This window comes from Merdimmobilis hominis, assembly GCF_016901855.1.
GTDB lineage: Bacteria > Bacillota > Clostridia > Oscillospirales > Ruminococcaceae > Paludihabitans.
Genome location: NZ_JACJKY010000041.1, coordinates 1 through 7,069, shown reverse-complemented (window position 1 = coordinate 7,069; position 7,069 = coordinate 1). Strand labels below are relative to the sequence as shown.

4 protein-coding genes are annotated in these 7,069 nt (G+C 48.6%); 2 read left to right on the top strand and 2 right to left on the bottom strand.

The features are described 5' to 3' along the window. Window positions 1-1,437: glutamate--tRNA ligase (gene gltX, locus H6A12_RS12770; protein ID WP_204448399.1), on the bottom strand; the 1,437-nt coding region annotated here is incomplete at its 3' end. Then, window positions 1,434-2,666, bottom strand: a complete 1,233-nt coding sequence (gene pepT / locus H6A12_RS12765; RefSeq protein ID WP_204448398.1) for a peptidase T — start codon at window positions 2,664-2,666, stop codon at window positions 1,434-1,436. The genes pepT and gltX, both read right to left, overlap by 4 nt. Before the next feature lie 276 nt (window positions 2,667-2,942). On the opposite strand from pepT, the gene H6A12_RS12760 reads away from it, so the two are divergent. Together H6A12_RS12760 and H6A12_RS12755 are read left to right on the top strand one after the other, a co-directional pair. Continuing rightward, the gene (locus tag H6A12_RS12760; protein ID WP_204448397.1) at window positions 2,943-3,431 is read left to right on the top strand and encodes a GNAT family N-acetyltransferase; all 489 of its coding nucleotides are present in this window, start codon (window positions 2,943-2,945) and stop codon (window positions 3,429-3,431) included. A gap of 107 nt (window positions 3,432-3,538) precedes the next feature. Beyond that, a complete protein-coding gene (locus tag H6A12_RS12755) occupies window positions 3,539-6,514 on the top strand; it encodes an alpha-mannosidase (protein ID WP_204448396.1) in 2,976 nt (991 codons plus the stop codon). Window positions 6,515-7,069: the final 555 nt, after the last annotated feature.

The window sequence follows — 7,069 nt, the reverse complement described above, 5'->3', positions numbered from 1 at the left end:
GATCTCGGTGCGCGGCTGAAGCATTGCGCAAAGTGTCGGCAGATCGACCGATTCGCTCTTGCAGGTCTGACGGATGTACGGCAGTGCCTGCTCCAAGAATGCTTCCGGCGACAGTTTGCGGATGTATGCACCGTTGATGGCACGCAGTTTCTGTGTGTCAAAGATTGCCGGCGATTTGGAAATACCGGATACATCAAATTCCTCAACCAGCTCCGGCAGGGTGAAGATCTCGTTTTCGCCTTTCGGGCTCCAGCCGAGCAGTGCGATATAGTTGATGATCGCTTCGGTCAGATAGCCTTTGGCGAGCAGGTCTTCAAACGATGCGTCGCCGTTTCGTTTCGAGAGTTTCTCAGTGTGGTTTTTCATAACCGGTGCGCAGTGTACGTAGACCGGTTTTTCCCATCCGAATGCCTCATACAGCAGATTGTATTTCGGCGTGGAGGAGAGGTATTCATTGCCGCGGATCACGTGGGTGATGCCCATGGTGTGGTCGTCGACAACGTTTGCGAAGTTATAGGTCGGCATGCCGTCCGTTTTGATGAGAATCTGATCGTCGAGTGTTTCGTTCTCGACAGTTACTGTGCCGTATACTTCGTCCTCAAACGAAGTGGTGCCGGTGGTCGGCATTTTCTGACGGATGACGTAAGGAACGCCGGCGTCAAGTTTTGCCTGGATTTCTTCCGGAGAAAGGTTGCGGCAGTGACCGTCATAACGCGGTGCAATGCCGGAAGCCTGCTGAATGGTGCGGACTTCATCCAAACGCTCTTTGTCGCAGAAGCAGTAGTATGCGTGACCGCTCTCGACAAGTTTTAAAGCATATTCTTTGAACATGCCCATGCGCTCGCTCTGTACATACGGGCCGACCGGACCGCCGACATCCGGACCCTCGTCCCAGATGAGGCCGGTTTTACGCAGGGTGTTGTAGATGATATCAACAGCGCCTTCGACATAACGCTCACGGTCGGTATCTTCGATTCGGAGAATGAAGGTACCGTCGTTTTTCTTAGCAAGAAGATATGCATAAAGCGCAGTGCGCAGGTTGCCGACGTGCATATAGCCGGTCGGACTCGGCGCAAAACGGGTTCTGACTTTATTGGTTGACATGGTAAAACGCTCCGTTTCCATTCGATAGAATTGATAATAATCCCTTTTATCATACCCTGAACCATACAATTTGTCAATATTTGCACGATAGGTTTCAATGAGGGAGCGCTTTTTTGCACGGGATAATCGCTTGATCTGCGCTTCTCTGCGCAGTGCGGTTTGCTTGTCCGGAAGGATTTCCACATATACGAGTGATTTCGGCGGATGCGACCGGGTGTATTTGGCGCCGCGTTTTGTAAAATGTGCCTGCATCCGTGCATCAAGATCGTTTGTCCATCCGGTGTACAGCGTCCCGTCAATGCATTCTAAAATATAAACAACATCCTGCTTCATTTTTGCGCGGACTGTGCGTGACGTGTAACGATTCGCTCCAAAATATCAGTCATTTTCTGAAGCGACTGCACTGTGATAAATTCATATCTGCCGTGACAGTTATGACCGCCGGTCGAAAGGTTCGGACACGGGATTCCGCGGAATGAGAGGACAGAACCGTCCGTGCCGCCGCGTACAACCGATTCAAACGGCTCTACACCGCATTCTTTCATGGCTTCTTCGGCCTGTTCCACCAAATAGAAATGCTGTTCGATGACTTCGCGCATGTTGCGGTAAGCATCGGAGATGGTGACTTCAAACGAACCTTCCCCGTATTTTTCATTTAAATATCCGCAGATTCTGCGCACACACTGTTTCTTTTCTTCGAGTTTTTCTGCATCGTGATCGCGGAGAATATAGTGTAAAACAGCGGTGTCAACGTCACCCTGCATATCGGTCAGATGATAAAATCCTTCGCGCTGTTCGGTGTATTCCGGTTTTTCGAAGGTGGGGAGCATCGACTCAAATTCCATGCCGAGCAGCAGTGCATTCTGCATTTTTCCCTTGGCCGAGCCGGGATGTGTGCTCACACCGTGAACCGTTAGTGTCAGTGAAGCCGCATTGAATGTTTCATAGCCGATTTCGCCGACTTTTCCACCGTCTACTGTATAAGCAACCGGTGCGCCGAACACATCGTTGTCAAATGCGGCAACGCCGTTTCCGACTTCTTCGTCCGGCGTGAATGCAATGCGGATTTCACCGTGCGGAATGGATGGATCGGCAAGCAGGCGCTCAGCAAGTGCCATAATTTCAGCAACACCGGCTTTGTCGTCCGCGCCGAGCAGTGTGGTGCCGTCGGTTACAATGACGTCCTGTCCGATATAGTCAGATACTTCCGGAAATACGGTTGGAGAGAGTACAATATGCTCGGCTTCATTTAATACAATATCGCCGCCCGGATAAGCGGAAACGATGCGCGGTTTTACATCTTTTCCGGACACGGCATCAGAGGTATCCATATGCGCAATCAGTCCGAGCGGGGATGCGCTGGTTTGGATGGTTGCAGGGATGGATGCATAGACATAGCAGTGATCTGTGTCATAGGTCACCTGTGCGCCCATAGCCTGCAGTTCTTCTGCAAGAAGTTTTGCCAGATCATGCTGCTTGCGTGTGCTCGGCACAACGTCCATATCAGGTTTTGACTGTGTATCAATTTGTACATAACGAAGAAAACGTTCGGTAACGGTCATAAAAAAACGATCCTTTCTGAGTTCTTTTTTCTTATTGTACGGCGAAACGGCACAGTGTGTCAAGCGGTTGACCGTGTGCAGGCGCGTTTGGCACATTGATGATGTCCGCAATCGGATGTTAGAGCAGTGGTTTCTGAATTTTGTTTAAAATAGTAAAATCTGTGATTGTAAAACCACAATAATTACTATATAATAACCATATATATTGTTTTCATACTGCAAGCAGTATATAAAAATAACGCATCAGCGTTTTCATCATATGACAGGAGGAAGTTTATGGTCACTTATCATCCGATGGATACAAATGAATTGGAACACCTTCAGGATTTTGCTGCACCGATCTGGAGAGAGTGCTATCACGGCGTATTGCCGGAGGGCCAGATCGAACTGCTGATCCATAAGTACTTTGATTTCGAACATATAAAAGCGTTCCAAGCACAGGGCATGTGTTACGATTATGTGCTGTTCGATGGGGAACCGGCGGGTTTCATTGCTTATGAACTGTATGATGGCTATGTTTATCTTGATAAGCTTTATCTCAAAAGTACGTATCGCGGCAAGCATATTTCTTCCGCGGTATTCAATGATCTGATTACCCGATATCAAAAGCCGATTCGGTTGAATGTCAATCAGGACAACCGTTTAGGAATGCGTGCTTATCAGGGCAATGGGTTTGAGATCATCGAAACCAAAGAGTATCCGCTTCCCGGCGGGTTTGTGAATCGTGATTATATCATGGAAAAGCCGCTGCCTTCGATGATATAAGGGATCCGCTATAGAATTTAAAAGAATCAACATTTTTCGATTGTAAAACCGGAAAAATTCCTGTATAATAACCACGGATATTTTTTATCTTGAAATGAGGTGCTTATATGGCATATTACAAGCAACATATGAAAATGGCAGTCCGCCAGGCGATTGATGCGCTGAAAGAAACAGTGTATACGCCGGTGGCAGAGCTCCATGCAGAGGCTTATGTGACGAAAGAGCCGGTACCGTTTGCACAAAAAACAACGGGTACCTATCTGCCGAACTTGAAAAAAGGTGATACATGGGGAACGCTTTGGGACTGCGCATGGTTTCATTTAAAAGGAACCGTTCCGAATGAGTGCAAAGACAAAAGCGTTGTATTGATGCTTGACATCTGCGGCGAAGCGTGTGTGTTTGACGATACCGGCTGCCCGGTACGCGGTCTGACCTCTGTTCGCTCGGATTTTGATCCGTCGCTCGGCACACCGGCAAAACGTATCTACCGCTTTTTAGAAAAAGCAAACGGCGGCGAGGCAGTCGATCTCTGGATGGATGCCGGCTGCAACGACTTGTTCGGTGCATATAAAGGCGGCCATGTCGAACAGCTGTCGATTGCTGTGTGCAATGAAAAAGCACGCACGCTTTACTATGACATGCTGGTGCTGTTTGAACTGATGGAAGCGCTTGACGAAAAAACACCGCGTCATCAGCGCGTTTTGCAGAAACTGTATGACGCTGCATGCGTTTTGGGAGATTTTTCCGATCGTGAAATTGATGCGGTTAACGAAATTCTTCGTCCGGAACTCGAGAAAAAAGGCGGCGATCCGGATCTGACGATTTCGGCAATCGGACATGCTCACATCGACCTTGCATGGCTTTGGCCGATCCGTGAAACGATCCGCAAAGGTGCGCGTACGTTCTCGACGGCTGTTGAGAACATGGAACGGTATGAGGACTATCGTTTCGGTGCAAGCCAGCCGCAGCTCTTTGCATGGGTAAAAGAACATTATCCTGCACTTTATGAAAAGGTCAAGCAGAAAGTCAAAGAAGGCAAGTTTGAGCCGCAGGGTGCAATGTGGGTTGAGGCAGACGCCAACATTTCCTCCGGTGAAGCGCTCGTGCGCCAGATTTTGTACGGAACGAAATTCTATAAAGATGAATTTGATTTCGATGTCAAAAACCTCTGGCTGCCGGACGTATTCGGTTATAATGCCGCACTGCCGCAGATCCTCAAAAAATCGGGCATTGATTACTTCATGACCCAGAAATTAAGCTGGAGCGAGCACAACAAGTTCCCGCACCACACATTCATGTGGAAAGGCATCGACGGCACCGAAGTGCTCACACATATGCTTGCTGAGGAAACATACAACGGCCCGGCAACACCGAAAGCGATCAAAAAGGTCGAGCGTGATTTTGCACAAAGCGACGTCAGCGAAAATGCACTCATGCTGTTCGGCATCGGTGACGGCGGCGGCGGACCGTCTCCGGCACATATCGAGCGTTTGAATCGTGAGAAAAACCTCTCGGGACTCATTCCGGTTCGTCAGGAATGGGCACGCGACTTCTTTGAGCGCATTGACCATGATACAGACCGGTATCCGGTCTGGTCGGGTGAGCTTTACTTAGAGAAACATCAGGGTACGCTCACCACACAGGCACGCAATAAATGGTATAACCGCAAAATGGAACTGTCACTGCGTGAACTTGAATTTGCGCTGACACTTTCCGGAATGCCGTATGACAAAGAATGGCTCGATAACGTCTGGAAAGAAGTACTCCTGTATCAGTTCCATGACATCATTCCGGGTTCGTCGATTGACCGCGTCTATGACGAATCGCTCGCGCGCTACAAAGTGCTTTATGAGCAGGTCAACGAAAAAATCAAGGAAGCATATGAAATGGTGGCAAATAAAGCCGGCGGCGATGTGCTCATTAACGCGCTTTCCTGGGAAGTCAGCCGCGTAGTCCAGACAGAAGACGGCTTAAAACTCGTGACTGTCCCGCCGATGGGTTATGCGCGCGTGGACGAAGGCGAGGAGATTTCGGCAGATGAATTTGAGCTGAATGCAGACGGTCAGATGATCGAAAACACCTTCCTGCGTGTAACATTTGACGAGGACGGCACAATCTCCTCCATCTTTGATAAGACAAACGAGGTCGAAGTGCTCAAAGCAGGTACAAAAGGAAACCGCCTGAGCGTATACAGCGATAAAGGCGACTGCTGGGATATCCCGATCACCTATCGTGACAAAGCGCCGGAAGCATTTACTCTCGTGGAAGCAAACGCATATCTGGATGGCACGAGCGCAGTGATGGAGCAGAAATATACCTATCATAACTCGACGCTCACCCAGAAAATCCGGCTGTCGGCAACATCTGCCCGCGTCGATTTTGAAACAAATGTGGACTGGAATGAATCGTTCAAGATGCTTCGCACTTCGTTTGACGTAGACGTCATGGCAGAGAATGCGTCGTATGAGATTCAGTTCGGCAACATCAAACGCTCCACTACGGATAACACCACATGGGATATGGCGAAATTCGAAGTGTGCGGCAACAAGTGGGCGGATCTCTCCGATCATAACTACGGCGTTGCACTGTTGAACGACTGCAAATACGGCTATCGCATCAAAGGTTCGGAAATGGATCTAAACCTGCTTCGCAGTCCGAAATATCCGGGCAAGCATGCAGATATTGCACAGCATTCGTTTACGTATTCGATCTATCCGCATGCAGGTGATGAAGCAGAGGGACAGGTCGCACTCGAAGCATATGAATTGAATATTCCGGTTCACTATGCGAAAGCATCTAAGACGGTAGAAACCGAAGCTTGCTGTGGTTCGTTTGCAAGTGTGGAAGGCAGCGCGATCATCGAAACGGTTAAACCTGCGGAAGCAGGCGACGGCGTGATTGTACGTCTGTATGAGCATACCGGCGCACCGGATCGTATTCTTGTTTCGTTTGATAAAAATTATCGTGAAATCGTACGGTGTGATCTCATGGAACGTGAGCAGGAGGTTCTTGCTTCCGATGCGGCGGAAGTGGAGCTTTCTGTGGGCGGATTCGAGATCGTAACACTCAAGCTGAAAGCATAAAAAGCGTTGAAAGGATACTGTGCGGTGCAGGAAGAAAGTGTTCGGTTTTTCTCGTGTACTGCGTAAAACAATCCTTTTTCAAAAACATTGTCTGCATAACAGAAACGGCCTAAACATCGGGCACCGGTGAAATCATAATGGTGGGGGTGGCGTGAAAATGGAAGTTCATGCGCCTCGGTTTCATCGGAGTCAAACAGTTCTGGCACGTTCTGTGCGGATTTAAAACGGAAAACCAGTTCTGCGTACTGCGCAGATCATTCATTCAAAAAATAAAACATTGTCTGCATAACAGAAACGGCCAGACATCGGACACCGGTGAAATCATAATGGTGGGGGTGGCGTGAAAACGGAAATTCATGCGTCTCGGTTTCATTGAAGTCAGATGGTTCTGGCACGTTCTGTGCGGATTTAAAACGGAAAACCTGAATGAAAAAGCTCCTGTTCCTTTTGCTATGTGTTCTTAGCGAAGTTTTTAGGGTGGTATGTAACCGGAAGGCAATTTTGCCTTCCGGTTATTACTTTTATGCAGAGATATCTTCCTCTGCATCTTCGTCA

Excerpts from the sequence above, each read along its gene's own strand:
- pepT (WP_204448398.1), bottom strand. The coding sequence starts at position 2,666 with ATGACCGTTACCGAACGTTTTCTTCGTTATGTACAAATTGATACACAG.
- H6A12_RS12760 (WP_204448397.1), top strand. The coding sequence starts at position 2,943 with ATGGTCACTTATCATCCGATGGATACAAATGAATTGGAACACCTTCAG.
- H6A12_RS12755 (WP_204448396.1), top strand. The coding sequence starts at position 3,539 with ATGGCATATTACAAGCAACATATGAAAATGGCAGTCCGCCAGGCGATT.